This is a genomic window from Neobacillus sp. BP17 (assembly GCF_059579525.1).
Map to the genome: position 1 here is coordinate 559,673 of NZ_CM184198.1, position 13,887 is coordinate 573,559.

Sequence of the window (13,887 nt, forward strand, 5' to 3'; positions counted from 1 at the left end):
GTAAAAAAATTTAAAATTTAAACAAGAAAGCGATTTCAATCGACGTTTAAATAGAAAGGAAGGTTTTAATCTATGAGCCTTAATTCAGAAAAATGGACACCGGAAACAATTCGTGCACTTATAGATGCGGAAAATGGAGCGTTAGATCCACGTATTTATACGGATCAGGAACTTTATGAGTTGGAATTGGAGAGGGTTTTTGGTCGTTCATGGCTGCTTCTTGGCCATGAGAGCCACGTTCCTAAACCGGGAGATTATTTGACCACCTATATGGGAGAAGATCCTGTTGTGATGGTACGGCAGAGAAATGGGAGCATTAAGGTGTTCCATAACCAATGCCGGCATCGCGGGATGAAGATTTGCCGGGCGGATTGCGGGAATGCCAAGGCGTTCACGTGTACCTACCATGGATGGGCGTATAACACAGCAGGCGATCTAGTCAATGTACCGTTTGAAGAAGAAGCATTCTCCGGATTCAAGAAAGAAGATTGGGGACCGATTCAGGCTAGGGTGGAAATATACAAGGGGTTAGTATTTGCCAACTGGGATCCGGAAGCGCCGGATTTGTTGACTTATTTGAGTGATGCAACCCCTTACATGGACACCATGTTGGATCGTTCCGAGGCAGGGACAGAAGCCATCGGGGCCATGCAAAAGTGGGTGATTGACTGTAACTGGAAGTTTGCTGCGGAGCAATTTGCCAGTGACATGTACCATGCCTTGTCATCTCATTTGGCTGCTGTAGTTGCAGGGTTGCCGCCCGAGCAAGATTTGTCCAATTATGAGCCGCATATGAAAGGACATCAGTTCCGATCTGAATGGGGCGGTCATGGATGCGGCTTTTATATTGATACAGCAAGAGGTTCGGTACGTGTAGGACCAATAGTCGACAAATATTATAGTGAAGGCCCGGCTTATGAAAAGGCAAAAGAACGTTTGACTCCTCTTTTACCGTACGACAGAATGGCGACAAGCCACATGACAATCTTCCCTAATTGCTCATTCTTACCGTATGGGATGAACACAGTAAGGACGTGGCATCCAAAGGGACCGAATCAGATTGAGGTGTGGGCCTTCGTCGTCGTTGATAAGGATGCACCGCAGGAAATCAAGGATGAGCTGGCTCGACAGAATGTCCGTACGTTCAGTGCCAGTGGGGTGTTCGAGCAGGATGACGGGGAAAACTGGGTTGAAATTCAGAGCGCTCTTCGTGGGTACAAATCCAGAACGGCACCCCTTGCCATGCAAATGGGGCTGAATGTTCAGGGGAAAAACAATCCGGATTTTCCAGGAAAAACCTCCTATGTATTTTCGGAAGAAGCAGCTAGAGGGTTTTATTCCCACTGGGCCCGCATGATGTCCGAACCAAGTTGGGATACATTGAAACCCCAATCTTAAAGCTTGGGGACGTTGCCTACACTTATGAAGGATCGGATGTCATACGATTTAGGATTAAAACAAGGGGTGATAAAGGGTATGGAAGTAATGGAGTTAATCAAACCGTTTAAATGGGAAGAAAGTAGCTCAAGTCTGGAGCTGCAACATGAAATTGAGCAATTTTACTACAAGGAAGCGCAGCTGTTAGACCACTCGGAGTTTGAAGCGTGGTTCGAGCTGATGGACAAGGATATTCATTATTGGATGCCGATTCGCATGAACCGAGTAGGTAGAGAAGTATCACAAGAGTATGCGGCTCAAGGAAAAGGATCGCACTACGACGATACCTATGAAACGATGCGAGGACGTATTCGAGCGAGAGTATCCGGAGTGAACTGGGCGGAGAATCCGGTGTCACGTACACGGCACCTGATTTCCAACGTCATGATTCGGGAATTGGAGGAACCGAACACGTATGAGGTGGCATCGTCATTTATCGTGTATCGCAACCGTTCGGAGCGTCAGTCTGATATTTTTCCTGGCGAGCGTCGGGATATATTACGGCGTTCAGAGGGAGGATTGGGCTTTAAAATTGCCCGCAGAACCATTTTGATTGATCAAAGTACGATATTGTCAAATAACTTGTCTGTCTTTTTCTAATCATTACTACAGCTGAAAGGAAGTGCCTTATGAAGTTTACAAAGGTTTGCACGTTGTCTGATCTACCAACTGATGAGGGGTTAAAGGTAGTAGAAGGAGATACGGCAGTAGCGGTGTTTAACGTTAATGGAGAAGTATTGGCAACACAAGACCGATGTTCTCACGCCAAATGGTCGTTATCTGAAGGCGGTTATCTAGACGGAGATGTCATCGTGTGCTCATTGCATATGGGAAAGTTTTGTGCACATACGGGAGCGGTTAAGATGGCCCCCCCTTTTAAACCTTTGAAAAAGTATCCGGTACAGGTTGATGGAGACGATGTATATGTGGCTTTTGAAGACGGATTCTTTGAAAAAAAAGAGTAGCCACCCCATTCCCATGATCATATTACATGTAACAAATCATACGAGTGGGGAGGTACAATGATGAAATTGACCAATGAAGTGGTTTTTATTACAGGCGGTGCATCCGGCGTCGGCCGTTCCATTGTAGAACGGTTTGTGGCTGAAGGTGCCAAAGTTGCAGTTTTTGACAAGTCAGCAGATCGTCTGCATCAGCTTGTACAAGAGTATGGTGAAAATGCCATTGGAATAGTTGGAGACGTACGTCGGTACAGTGACCTCAAGTCGGCGGTTAGCCGGTGTACCGAACATTTTGGAAAAATTGACACGTTGATTGCAAATGTCGGTATTTGGGATTACAACATGTCGCTGGTAGATCTTCCGGATGACAAGATTGACCAAGCATTTGATGAGTTGTTCCAAATCAATGTCAAGGGTTACTTGCTTGCGGCCAAGGCGTGTCTGCCGCAATTGGCGGAAACTCGGGGGAATATGATCTTTACAGTTTCTAATGCAGGCTTTTACCCAAACGGGGGCGGACCGCTTTACACATCCACCAAGCACGCCGTTGTTGGTTTGGTTCGCCAATTGGCATTTGAATTAGCACCTTATATCCGAGTGAACGGCATTGCCATTGGCGGGGCAATGACGGATTTAAGGGGACCGGCCGCACTGGAAATGGACAATCGGTCTATAACGAGCATGTATCAAGAATGGTACAAGGACGACGACTTGGAACCTGGTAAGGAGAATGTAGAGTCAGCCTCTCCGATCGGACGGATATTGTACGGAGAAGATTATGCTGGATCTTACGTATTCTTTGCGTCACGAAATGACAATATTCCAGCTACAGGTACGGTATTGAATTTCGATGGAGGCTGGGGTATTCGGGGTCTTCGCAGAAAAACGGGAAGTCAGGGATTGCTGGATAAATTAGGAATTAGAGATTGAAAAATTACTATTAATTCCATTTCACCAATTAGAGTAGTTTCGGTAAAGATGAACTATCATGGCAATTGGAAACATGAAGGATATGTCCGCACCGAGTCGACAAGCACACTTAGGAGAAGTAGAATAATCTTAAAATGCAAATTTTCAGGGGGAGCTAGTAAGCTTGTACCTTTCTTAAGTGGGTGAATATATTGCAAAATAAGATCAAATATCCTAAGGCAATGGAAATGTTTGTTCAAATGTCGTCGCATTTTGGAAACTATAACTTCACGGAGAAGGAGTTCGAATCGGGACTGCCACAAATGCTTCTGAACTGCCTTGATACGGTTTTAACTGAAAAAAATAACTTGCAGGCTGCTATGGATTTAAATAACCAAGCCATTGGGCAGTTTCTAAATGGCATTGGGGAAACAAGACTGGCTGACGTATGCTATCAGCTTACAAACATTCCCATCATACTTGAGGATCTAGGCTTTAACTACCTTTATTCAATAGGTTTAAATCCGGAACTGGCTAGGCAATATAGCAGTAACTTAAAGGAAATTGCTAAAAATAATCTCGATGGAGATAATCACGTCAAACTGACTGAACTTATTGAGAAGCAGCAAATTGTCGAACTGGACCAATCAGATGAACATAAGAGATTAATTGCTCCGATGGTATCCCGAGGCAAGATTGTAGGTTACTGTTCCTTTATTAACACTTCTTTTTCTGCAGTTGATTGGTTGAAAATGAAACAAATGTGTCTCATCGGATCTGTGAGTAATTATAACAACGAAACAATCCTTGATACAGAACTGAAGTTAAACCTCAAAGGCGGATTGTTAGAAGATATGATCCATAATCGTTTAAACCCAGTCGTATTATTCAAAAGGGCCAGACATATTGGAGTGGATTTGGGCAAAGAGTATCAATTTTTAGTTTTAAAAGGGGATCCAAAATTTAATCAAAATGAAAAAGATCCAATCGGCGGTATGACTTTGATTGAAGTTTTTTCAAGATATTTTATGGAGCGAAATTTGAATATCTTAATCTCAGAAGACTCTCAAACTATAGCTGCGTTGCTGCCTGTTGATTTGCTTACGAAATACTTTATAAATGTCGATGAATTTATCAGAAAATTACTTTGTTTTCTGAAAGAAAAATACCCTAATATACCTTTTAAAATCGGGATGAGTTCAAGATCAACGTCACTTGAAGATATACCAATTCTATACAATGAAGCTCTCATTTTATTGAACATGAACTCTCAGCAAAAAGAAATAATGTACTTTGATGATTTAGGAGCAGTGGGGATTTTATTTCGAGCAGGAAAAATGGAAGATATCCGGCATTTCTGCAACAAAATGCTTTCGAGATTACTTGAATACGATCGAGGGAAAGAATCAGAGTTAACCAAAACTCTATATTATTACATTAAAAGTGGCCAGAATATCTGTAAAGCGGCAAGAATAATGAATTTATCGATTGGTGGATTACGATATCGATTGCAAAAAATATCTGAAATTTTAGATGCTGATATCAATGATCTGCAGACAAGTAGTCAGCTTTTCTTGGCACTGCAAGCGGGTATTATTCTGGGCGACCTGAAAATGTAGTGAATAATACACCATTTGGCTTTGAATTTTTGATAAATAGATTAGAACGGGGTAATCCCCGCCAAAATTGTAAAAATATATTCAAAATAGAGGGGTGGAAGATATGGCTGAAATTGCAGCAGGAATAGCAATGTCACATAGTCCAATGATCATGACCAATCAAGCTGGCGGTGGAGAAAAAGGGCAGCGCTTTCTAAAGACAGTGGCCGGCATGAAAAAATGGCTGGAGGATATTGGAGCAGATGTAATCATCTTAATTTCGGATGATCATTTCAATAGTTATTTTTATGATCATATGCCTTCGTTCACGATTGGGATTGATCGATGTGAAGGATGGGGAGATTGGCATATTCCTGAATATAAAATTCCTGTTGAGCAGGAATTAGCGAAGCATGTTCTTGATACAGGGTTAGCGAACAATGTGGATTTTGCCTTTTCAATGAGAATGAAAGTGGATCATGGCCACACTCAAGCCGTCCACTTTTTAAACCCTGATTTAAAATTACCAGTAGTGCCGATTGCTGTGAACACAGCAGCACCACCGCTGCCTACAATGGATCGCTGTTTCCAAGTTGGAGAGGTCGTCCGCAAAGCAATTGAATCATGGGAAAGCGATAAAAAAGTAGCGATTGTTGCTTCAGGAGGAATCTCTCACTGGGTTCCGATTCCAAAGATCGATAGTGAAAAGCCTGAAGATCAGGAGCTAATTAAAGTTCTTACAAATGGCCGTCAAGAAATTGGGCAGCTTGACGAATATTTGAACACGCGCAAAACACGTGTGACAAGTTTGAAATCCGGACCGGTCAATGAAGAATGGGATCGCGAATTTTTACGATTGATTACAGAAAAAGACTATCAGGCACTAAGACAATGGAGCCCTGATTTTATCGAGGAAAATGGCGGCAATGGCGGTCAGGAAATTCATAACTGGCTTGTGTTGCTAGGAATTCTTCAGGGGCTTGAACCAGAGGTGGCTTATTATGAGCCAATCCCAGAATGGGTGACGGGGATGGGCGTTGTCAAGTTTCATAAAGTATAAGACTTTCAAAAAACGGAGGAGGAGAACGAGATGACAGTTTGGACAGATTTAGCAGATTTAGAGTTTAGGAATTATTATGTGGATGCAAATGGAATCAAAACGAGAGTACTAGAAGCAGGAACTGGGGAACCGCTTATTTTGCTTCATGGTACTGGCGGTCATATTGAGGCTTACGCCCGGAACATTAGAGGATTGAGTGAGTATTTCCGTGTAATCTGCATTGATATGCTTGGGCATGGTTACACAGAAAAACCGGATCGGCCTTACGGAATCGATTCCTATAGTGATCATCTATTATGGGTCATCCAAGCTTTAGACTTGAAAGAGGTCTATCTATCTGGTGAATCCCTAGGCGGTTGGGTCGCAGCATGGTTCGCTGCCCATCATCCTGGGATTGCTAAAGCATTAGTTTTAAATACTCCTGGAAATGTTAACAACAAAGCTGAAGTTATGAAAAAGCTGAAGGAGTCCACTGTTAAAGCCGTTCTGGAAGCAAACTATGAAAATGTAAAAACCAGACTTGAATGGTTAATGTACGATAAGAGTCAAGTTACAGATGAGCTTATTGAAGCCCGTTACAAAATTTATACACAGCCATCCTACCAAGAAGCTGTTCAGCACATTGTTGCCCTTCAAGACATTGAATATCGACAACATTATAGCTGGGATCCTTCTTGGTGTGGAAAGATTGATGTTCCAACCTTATTAGCATGGACGGATCATGACCCAACCTCTACAGTCGAAGAAGCAAAACCTATCCAAGAGATGATTCCTGGCAGTGAATTAACCGTCATTAACGATGCTGGACATTGGCCGCAATGGGAAAAGGCAGAAGAATTTAACAAGGTCATTATTGACTTCTTTTGTAAAATTCCCGTGAAATAAGTTTTGATATTTCCACCCAACTTTGATAGTGCGAGTGTAGAAACCTGTCCTATCAAAGTTTTTTTATTATATAAAAGAAAGAGGTTTTTTCTTTGAGCATACAAGAAACATCTGTAATAAAAGATGCATACGAGCATTTGCTCCATGCAGAACAGACGAAAAAATCCGTTACTCCCTTAACAGATCTGTACCCAAGCCTGACTGTTCACGAAGCGTATCAAGTCCAGTTAAAGGCGATTGATCAGAAGGTCAAGGCTGGACAGAAAATCGTTGGGAAAAAGATTGGGTTAACTTCCTTTGCTATGCAAGAGCTTTTAGGAGTCGACCAGCCGGATTACGGTCACTTATTGGACAGCATGAGTGTTACAAATAAAGGAAGCATTGCTGTTGACTCCCTTTTCGAACCAAAGGTTGAAGGGGAGATCGGATTTGTTCTCAATAAGGATCTTAAAGGTCCAAATGTGACAGCGGAAGATGTTTTAGCTGCAACAGAGTTCATCATTCCTTCATTAGAGATTGTGGACAGTCGAATTGTGAATTGGAAAATCAAGCTCCAAGACACTATTGCCGATAATGCTTCCTGCGGGCTTTATGTATTAGGAGACGAAAAATTCACTGTCAATGGTTTAGATCTGACTAAAATCAAAATGAATCTTTATAAAAATGGCGAGCTTATGAACAAAGGGACAGGGGCAGATGTATTAGGGCATCCGGCCACATGTGTAGCCTGGTTAGCGAACAAATTATCTGAATATAATGTCCATTTAAAAGCTGGAGAAGTGATTTTATCTGGTGCTTTATCCGCTGCAGTAATTGCACAAAAAGGGGATGTGTTTACTGCTGAGTTCAGTGAGTTAGGGAAAGTGGAAGTTACTTTTCAGTGAGGGAATATTAGAAAAAGTTTAACACAGCCATAAACAAAAAACACCGCAAATACGGTGCTTTTTGTTTTGCTTTTTTAGCTTAAAAATTAAGCTGTAAATTCACATTTTGCGATAGGAAAAGGAAACCGTTAGCAATTTGCCGGTTCGTTATTCCTTTTACACTTCCACCTGTTCAACCTTCACTGTCCAGTTGAACGGATCTTCTTTTTTACCAAGTTGAATGCCGGTCACTTCATCATAAATCCTCTGAGAGAGTTCTCCGATTTGACGGTCATTTATGGTAATCGCCTGGTCATTCCAAGTTAATTCGCCAACAGGGGAAATAACAGCAGCTGTTCCTGCACCAAACACTTCTTCAAGCTCTCCGCGTGCATGTGCTGCAAATACCTCTTCAATGGAAATTTTCTCTTCCCGTACAGGAATATTCCAATATTTTAGTAATTCAATCACAGAATCACGTGTTACTCCTGGTAAAATACTTCCGTTTAATCGTGGTGTGACCACTTCGCCATTAATTTTGAAGAAGATATTCATGCTGCCAACTTCTTCGACATACTTATTCTCTTTCGCATCAAGCCAGAGAATTTGAGCAAATCCATTTTCATCTGCTTTTTCTTGCGCTTTCAGACTGGCTGCATAGTTTCCAGCAGTTTTCACATGACCCACTCCGCCAATTACCGCGCGAACATAATGTTCTTCTACATAAATTCTAACAGGGCTTAATTGGTCTCCATAATAAGCTCCAGATGGAGAAAGAATCACAAGCAATTTATATTGTTTCGCAGGACGGACGCCAAGATATGGTTCCGTTGAGAATATAAAAGGACGAATGTAAAGAGAAGTACCTTCACCATCAGGAACCCAATCTTTTTCGGTTAAAACTAATTGTTTAATGGCTTTTAATAGAAATTCCTCATCAATTTGCGGAATGCATAGTCTTTCGCATGATTCATTCAAACGTTTCATGTTTTTCTCTGGACGGAAAAGCTGGATGGCGCCATCAGCCGTCTTATAGGCTTTCATTCCCTCGAAGATGGCTTGTCCATAGTGAAAAACCATGGCAGACGGCTCTAGCGTTAAGGGTTCATAAGGAGTAATTCTCGGATCATACCAGCCGACTTCATGTTGATAATCCATGACAAACATATAATCACTAAAATACTTTCCAAAACCAAGTGATGCAAAATCAGGCTTTTCTTTTAACACTTCTCTTTGAATAAATCCAATTTCTTGTTTCATGGTTAACACCTCTTGTCGATTCTCTACTTTATCTTGTTGATTAGTAGGCTTTTGCACTATAGAAATTTAAAATTGAAATGAACTTAATTATCTAACTATAACACTTAAACAGCACCTCCTGCCATTCTCTTGATTAAAAAATCGAATAATTCCAAAAATATATTTTTAGGATACAAACATAATTACCCAGATATGTGAAGAAACTAGAATTTAATATCTAGATAGGAAACAACAAATAAGGAAGATACACAGATGTCATTGGTGATTTTTTCAACGATATGTTCCCTTGTGGTCATTTATTTTGCCGTAATGCCTAAAAATTTAAATGCGCTTGAAATAGCTTTAATTACGCTCCTTATCGTTTTTCTTGATAGCAATTAGTTTTGAAAGAGTTGAACCAATAATGTTAGTCATAATGTTTGTCTTACCGGAGAAATTTGATACCAATGAGTGGTTCTTACCATCTCCATAGTAGTTACATATACATTTATTTTTATTCTTCCTAAGCGATTCCCACTCTCCGTAACAATTTTAATCTTCTATTTAGCATGGTATATGCCCAAGTCATTGATTATATATTAGCCGGAACAAAATTTGATTTTATACGATATCAATGATATAGAAAAATATGAATGGTTCGATTTTATTACTTGGTTTCTTTACCTGCTCTTTGGCTATGCCTTTGTTTATTTTTATGATAAATGGAGAGTAAAAGGGGTCAGGGTATTTTGGTACATAGTATCATGGTCATGGTCATTCATTTCATTAGTAGTTGAGGTCCTTAGCTTTAAGCTACAATTATTCGCCTCCACGGTCACTTAGGGATGAAAGGAGCCGTAAACAGCGCGTATACCTACCGATTAATTGACAAAGATGGGGCCACTTTGCTGCAACTTTCTCATACGGCGTCAGGTATCCTTCAGGATGACTGGGAATCATCCCATACTTAAGGGTACTTGCTTGGCACGTTATTGAAAAATTATCTAGAAAAAAATAACTCATAAAAGTTATGGCTGTGGAGGATAAACAATGGTAGATGTTTTTACAGAGATAATAATCGAGCGACTGGTGGGAGAAGTATCAAACTATGCAGCTAATCCTGACAACGCCCCGAAATGGTATGTAAATATTCAATCTGCCGAATGGCAAACGGAAAAACCATTGAGGTTGGGTACAAGAGTGGCGTTTAAAGCCCATTTTCTTGGAAGGGAACTTGCCTATATCTATGAAATCACTGAATTTATACCAGAAAAAAAGCTAGTGATGAAAACAACCCAGGGGCCGTTTCCAATGGAGACCATCTATACTTGGGAATCTATCGAGGGAAATCGCACACGGATGACGTTAAGGAATAAAGGGAATCCAGCCGGTTTTTCAAAAGTATTTGCACCGTTTATGGCTCCGATGATGAAACGAGCAAACATGAAAGATTTAAAAAATATTAAACAGATTCTTGAGTCCTAACAGTTGCCGCAAAAAAACGCCACAAATGGGCGTCTAAAAAAATCAAGATTGTTCATTGTTTTCAGCGGCATTTGTAAAAGCATTGGGGTCGACCGTGTTTGCTCCATAATCCGGAACATTACTCGCATGCTCCTCGTGATACTGAGACCCGGCCCCTTGTTGATTAGGATTGGTTTTCCCTTTTTGCTGGTTGTTTTGTTGATTTGGCATATACTCACCCCCCTAAATCTAAAGAGTAGTATATGTAGCATTAATTTAATTATTCAAAGCGGAATCTGTTGTTTATCGACTTGTTATCTAATATAGAGAGAGTGAGCTAAAAAGCTCTTGCTCGTGTAAATATTAATTGAAACTTAATCTCTGTCCCAACTTGCCAGTTGATTTGAGCTCGAGGGCATTTCAATACCATTTTTTTTACTCGCTATGCCTTCTTTTTTATCGTACTGGCTCTGTAATTGCCCTGATGTGTGGTTACAAAATTACTACTTCCGGCTTCCATACCAACAATAAAGAGAAGACAGGCTCCAAAACCCAAAATTAGAAGAAGGATAGTCCAATTGTGAGTTACATCGTGTATAAATCCAAAAAGAGTCGGACCTATTGCTGCTAATAAATAACCAACTGATTGAGCCATACCTGATAATTCGGCAGCTTGATGTGCGTTATGTGTACGTAGTACAAAAAATAGAGTAGCCAGACCAAACGCTGACCCTATTCCAACGCCAATTAAAATGACGGACAACGGTGCTAAAGAAGTAATCCCACTAAAAAGTCCGGCGTAACCTAAGAGTAAAAAGATTACTGAGAGCCCCACCAGCCATCGTTGATTAGAAAAGCGACCAGCAAGAATTGACACAATTAATGTGGCTGGAAGGCTTGCAAATTGTGTTAATGATAGGAGCCATCCTGCTCCAGATGGGCTAATCCCTTGTTGTTGAAGAATCGAAGGGAGCCAAGTTACCACAACATAAAAGGCTGTAGATTGTAAACCCATGAACAAAGTGACGTTCCATGCAAGACGAGAATGCCATAAAGATCCTCCTGTATCAAGAGAACTTGTTGTCTGGTGGTGAACACGTATTTGAGGAATCCAGAAAACAATTGAAACGACAGAAAGAAGGACCCAACAAGCAAGAGCACCTCGCCATCCAAATTCTACCCCTTCGGTGATGGGTATAGTAATTCCTGAGGCAACAGCTGCCCACAAATTCATAGACACGGCGTATATACCTGTCATGATACCGACTTTATTGGGAAACTCTCGTTTAATCAAACTGGGTAAAAGCACATTGCATAATGCGATTGCTATACCAAGCACTGCAGTACCGATAAACAATGCAGTTATGTAAGGTATAGAGCGTATGATTATCCCTGCTACTAGCAAAAGCAAGGCTCCAAATAGTGTATATTCTAATCCAACACGACGAGAAATTTTTGGAGCAAGGGGTGAAAAAAGAGCAAACGCAAGCAATGGTAAAGTAGTCAACATACCTGCTAATGTATGAGACATTCCTGTATCTTGGCGAATCGTTTCAATGATAGGTCCTACACTTGTAAGAGGAGCCCTAAGGTTAGCACCTGCAAATATGATTCCTAAGATGAGTACCCAAATTCCCAGGGGAAGGGAAGCGCGTTTTTTAGTGATGTTGCCTTTTGAAGTCATGGAATTCTCCTTTACCTTTCCTGGTTATATACAGGCAAGATTGTATGAATATTTTATTAGATTCTACTGATTTTCTCTTCTACTACTCCATTTCATTATTTTTCCAAACATAAAAACAAGCTGTTAAGGAAAAACAACCCAACAGCTTAAAAGAATTAATGGATGTCCAGACATTGAACCATACCCGAGAAAATTACCTTCCTCAGCCTACATTTGTACCATAATTTTATCATTTTCAACGGATACTTGGTAGATTTTTACCTTGTACCTTGGATCCCCAAGACATTCACCATTATGGATGTTAAACTCCCATCCATGCCAAGGGCAGAGTAATACCTCACCTTCCATGCCGTAAAGGTATTCATGTGGTTTTGAAGGCAATGTCGTTCCTGAAAATGTACCTTTGCATAATTCAGCTTGTTCATGGGGACATACATTACGAATGGCGTGATAGTCGCTGCCATCATAATAAATTCCAATACTGCGTCCATTAACCGTCACAATTTTACAACTGCCAACTTCAATATCCCCAACTTCTGCTACTACATATTTAGGCTTTACTTTTTGAAGAGCTTCCGTCATGTCGATTGACCTCCCTGTTCACTTTATTTGGCATTAATATGATACAATTCAGCTGCGTTTTCGTATGCTACTCGTCTACGCATCTCTTCTGGTAGTTTATTAAGTACAAATTTTGGATCATCATTGTCCCAATGCGGATAATCTGTTGCAAACATGACTGTTTTTTCAGCTCGCATTAACTGAAGCATCTGGATCATTTCTTGAAAGTTTTCCGGCTCTTCAATAGGCTGTGTCGTAAAACGGTAATGATCCATGATATATTCACTTGGTTTACGCTTCAACCAAGGAACCTCTTTTCGCATGGCAATATAGTTCTTATCCATCCGCCACATTAGATGAGGTAACCATCCTAATCCACCTTCTACTGCAACCACTTTCAACGTCGGGAATCTTTCAAAAACACCTTCACAAACAATACTGTTTAATTGTGACATTTGATGAATCGGCAATATGTTGTGTCGCTCTAAATTTGTTGTCGGCTGTCCTACCGCTGAGATAGGCGGAGTATTAATCCCTTCGCCCTCTCCTCCACTATGGAGAGCGATTACCAAATTATTTCGTACAGCTGCCTCGAATATAGGGTAGAACCATCTTTGACCATAAGGCTGGCTTGATGCTGGACTAATCACTACTTGACAAACTTTTGGGTGCGATCCGAGGCGATCGATTTCTTTTGCTGCCAATAACGGGTCTTGTGTTGCGATAACAATAGATGCTAACCAGCGATCATCATTAGCGATCCAATTATCCATGGTCCAATCATTAAAAGCTGTAGCTATCGCAGCAGCATAATCCGGGTTATTATGTGTGGAAATGGTTAGAAGACTACCAGTTAATATACCTTTTGTAATGTTATATCGATCAAGGAAGTCCTTTTTTGCATATTCTGGGTCTGACCCTGGAGTCATTCCATTTCCAGGTGATGCATCTCTGCGTCCCAAAGGGATTGGTCTCCAAACAAGTGATGGAAATGTACCGCCTGGCTCCTTTAGTCGATCCCACCATACTCTAGGCATATAAGGCTTTAAATCCTCATAGCTGTGTAATGTTTGATGGACATCACAATCAATAATTCCGTAATCAACGCCCGGTTTGGATGACCTCTTTTTCATAGTTGTCTCCATACTTTCATTACCTCCATTTATTTTATAGACTTCCGGCAAGTTAAGGTGTTACCGTGAAATTGCTTTCCCCATAAGTTGTT

General features: G+C 40.9%; 14 protein-coding genes. 9 read left to right on the plus strand and 5 right to left on the minus strand.

Going from position 1 to position 13,887, the window contains the following annotated elements:
• The first annotated feature begins 72 nt into the window (after positions 1-72).
• The 8 genes from AC4QJR_RS02735 to AC4QJR_RS02770 all read left to right on the plus strand — a co-directional run bounded on the left by AC4QJR_RS02735 (position 73) and on the right by AC4QJR_RS02770 (position 7,735).
• Positions 73-1,398, plus strand: a complete 1,326-nt coding sequence (locus AC4QJR_RS02735; RefSeq protein WP_496525183.1) for an aromatic ring-hydroxylating dioxygenase subunit alpha — start codon at positions 73-75, stop codon at positions 1,396-1,398.
• Between the two features lie 36 nt (positions 1,399-1,434).
• Positions 1,435-2,037: an aromatic-ring-hydroxylating dioxygenase subunit beta gene (locus AC4QJR_RS02740; protein ID WP_496525184.1), complete on the plus strand. Its 603-nt coding sequence runs from the start codon at positions 1,435-1,437 to the stop codon at positions 2,035-2,037.
• A 29-nt stretch (positions 2,038-2,066) separates the two neighbouring features.
• Entirely contained in the window at positions 2,067-2,402 is a 336-nt protein-coding gene (locus AC4QJR_RS02745) for a non-heme iron oxygenase ferredoxin subunit (RefSeq protein ID WP_496525185.1), read from the plus strand.
• A 57-nt stretch (positions 2,403-2,459) separates the two neighbouring features.
• Positions 2,460-3,329 (plus strand): 3-(cis-5,6-dihydroxycyclohexa-1,3-dien-1-yl)propanoate dehydrogenase, encoded by an 870-nt coding sequence (gene hcaB / locus AC4QJR_RS02750; protein WP_496525186.1) that lies wholly within the window; start codon positions 2,460-2,462, stop codon positions 3,327-3,329.
• A gap of 191 nt (positions 3,330-3,520) precedes the next feature.
• Positions 3,521-4,927: a PucR family transcriptional regulator gene (locus AC4QJR_RS02755; RefSeq protein ID WP_496525187.1), complete on the plus strand. Its 1,407-nt coding sequence runs from the start codon at positions 3,521-3,523 to the stop codon at positions 4,925-4,927.
• 103 nt (positions 4,928-5,030) lie between these two features.
• On the plus strand, positions 5,031-5,966 hold the full coding sequence (locus AC4QJR_RS02760; RefSeq protein WP_496525188.1) for a DODA-type extradiol aromatic ring-opening family dioxygenase: 936 nt from the start codon (positions 5,031-5,033) through the stop codon (positions 5,964-5,966).
• Positions 5,967-5,996: 30 nt separating this feature from the next.
• Entirely contained in the window at positions 5,997-6,851 is an 855-nt protein-coding gene (locus AC4QJR_RS02765; RefSeq protein WP_496525189.1) for an alpha/beta fold hydrolase, read from the plus strand.
• A 92-nt stretch (positions 6,852-6,943) separates the two neighbouring features.
• On the plus strand, positions 6,944-7,735 hold the full coding sequence (locus AC4QJR_RS02770) for a 2-keto-4-pentenoate hydratase (RefSeq protein WP_496525190.1): 792 nt from the start codon (positions 6,944-6,946) through the stop codon (positions 7,733-7,735).
• A gap of 156 nt (positions 7,736-7,891) precedes the next feature.
• Here the strand turns inward: AC4QJR_RS02770 and AC4QJR_RS02775 are convergent, their stop codons facing one another.
• Positions 7,892-8,974 (minus strand): branched-chain amino acid aminotransferase, encoded by a 1,083-nt coding sequence (locus AC4QJR_RS02775; RefSeq protein WP_496525191.1) that lies wholly within the window; start codon positions 8,972-8,974, stop codon positions 7,892-7,894.
• A 1,029-nt stretch (positions 8,975-10,003) separates the two neighbouring features.
• Between AC4QJR_RS02775 and AC4QJR_RS02780 the strand changes: the two genes are divergently transcribed.
• Positions 10,004-10,438, plus strand: coding sequence for an SRPBCC family protein (locus AC4QJR_RS02780; RefSeq protein ID WP_496525192.1), 435 nt, complete (start codon positions 10,004-10,006; stop codon positions 10,436-10,438).
• 42 nt (positions 10,439-10,480) lie between these two features.
• Here AC4QJR_RS02780 and AC4QJR_RS02785 read toward each other — a convergent pair whose 3' ends face one another.
• From AC4QJR_RS02785 to AC4QJR_RS02800, 4 genes are all read right to left on the minus strand, one after another.
• A complete protein-coding gene (locus tag AC4QJR_RS02785) occupies positions 10,481-10,648 on the minus strand; it encodes a hypothetical protein (protein ID WP_155928503.1) in 168 nt (55 codons plus the stop codon).
• Between the two features lie 211 nt (positions 10,649-10,859).
• Entirely contained in the window at positions 10,860-12,101 is a 1,242-nt protein-coding gene (locus AC4QJR_RS02790) for a CynX/NimT family MFS transporter (protein ID WP_496525193.1), read from the minus strand.
• 207 nt (positions 12,102-12,308) lie between these two features.
• Positions 12,309-12,683, minus strand: a complete 375-nt coding sequence (locus tag AC4QJR_RS02795) for a Rieske (2Fe-2S) protein (protein ID WP_496525194.1) — start codon at positions 12,681-12,683, stop codon at positions 12,309-12,311.
• Positions 12,684-12,706: 23 nt separating this feature from the next.
• Complete coding sequence (locus tag AC4QJR_RS02800) at positions 12,707-13,807, minus strand: amidohydrolase family protein (protein WP_496525195.1); 1,101 nt, start codon at positions 13,805-13,807, stop codon at positions 12,707-12,709.
• Between the last annotated feature and the right edge of the window lie 80 nt (positions 13,808-13,887).

What these genes read in the sequence shown, in the direction of transcription:
- AC4QJR_RS02735 (WP_496525183.1), top strand. Translation starts at nt 73, where the DNA reads ATGAGCCTTAATTCAGAAAAATGGACACCGGAAACAATTCGTGCACTT.
- AC4QJR_RS02740 (WP_496525184.1), top strand. Translation starts at nt 1,435, where the DNA reads ATGTCATACGATTTAGGATTAAAACAAGGGGTGATAAAGGGTATGGAA.
- AC4QJR_RS02745 (WP_496525185.1), top strand. Translation starts at nt 2,067, where the DNA reads ATGAAGTTTACAAAGGTTTGCACGTTGTCTGATCTACCAACTGATGAG.
- hcaB (WP_496525186.1), top strand. Translation starts at nt 2,460, where the DNA reads ATGATGAAATTGACCAATGAAGTGGTTTTTATTACAGGCGGTGCATCC.
- AC4QJR_RS02760 (WP_496525188.1), top strand. Translation starts at nt 5,031, where the DNA reads ATGGCTGAAATTGCAGCAGGAATAGCAATGTCACATAGTCCAATGATC.
- AC4QJR_RS02765 (WP_496525189.1), top strand. Translation starts at nt 5,997, where the DNA reads ATGACAGTTTGGACAGATTTAGCAGATTTAGAGTTTAGGAATTATTAT.
- AC4QJR_RS02775 (WP_496525191.1), bottom strand. Translation starts at nt 8,974, where the DNA reads ATGAAACAAGAAATTGGATTTATTCAAAGAGAAGTGTTAAAAGAAAAG.
- AC4QJR_RS02780 (WP_496525192.1), top strand. Translation starts at nt 10,004, where the DNA reads ATGGTAGATGTTTTTACAGAGATAATAATCGAGCGACTGGTGGGAGAA.
- AC4QJR_RS02785 (WP_155928503.1), bottom strand. Translation starts at nt 10,648, where the DNA reads ATGCCAAATCAACAAAACAACCAGCAAAAAGGGAAAACCAATCCTAAT.
- AC4QJR_RS02790 (WP_496525193.1), bottom strand. Translation starts at nt 12,101, where the DNA reads ATGACTTCAAAAGGCAACATCACTAAAAAACGCGCTTCCCTTCCCCTG.
- AC4QJR_RS02795 (WP_496525194.1), bottom strand. Translation starts at nt 12,683, where the DNA reads ATGACGGAAGCTCTTCAAAAAGTAAAGCCTAAATATGTAGTAGCAGAA.
- AC4QJR_RS02800 (WP_496525195.1), bottom strand. Translation starts at nt 13,807, where the DNA reads ATGGAGACAACTATGAAAAAGAGGTCATCCAAACCGGGCGTTGATTAC.